This window comes from Pseudomonas sp. Kh14 (assembly GCF_900291005.1).
In the GTDB taxonomy this organism is placed as follows: Bacteria; Pseudomonadota; Gammaproteobacteria; order Pseudomonadales; family Pseudomonadaceae; genus Aquipseudomonas; species Aquipseudomonas alloputida.
In genome coordinates this window covers 1-241 of record NZ_OLKJ01000276.1, presented here as the reverse complement: position 1 = coordinate 241, position 241 = coordinate 1, and the positions used below count along the sequence as shown (strand labels likewise).

General features: G+C 69.7%; 1 pseudogene. It reads left to right on the top strand.

Annotation, left to right across the window (positions count from 1 at the left end):
- Positions 1-241: pseudogene (locus tag FQ668_RS28100) on the top strand (primosomal protein N'); the annotation flags it as partial.

Sequence of the window (241 nt, the reverse complement as noted above, 5' to 3'; positions counted from 1 at the left end):
CAGCAGGAAGGCCTGCGCTATCACGCCCGCGACCTGGCTCTGGTGCGCGCCCACCAGGAAAACGTCCCGATCCTGCTCGGTTCCGCCACGCCATCGCTGGAAACCCTGCACAACGCCCTGACCGGTCGCTACCGCCTGCTGCGCATGAACCAGCGCGCCGGCGGTGCCCGCCCGCCACGCATGCTGCGCCTGGATGTGAAGAGCCTGCCGCTGGACAGCGGTATCAGCGGCCCACTGCAGC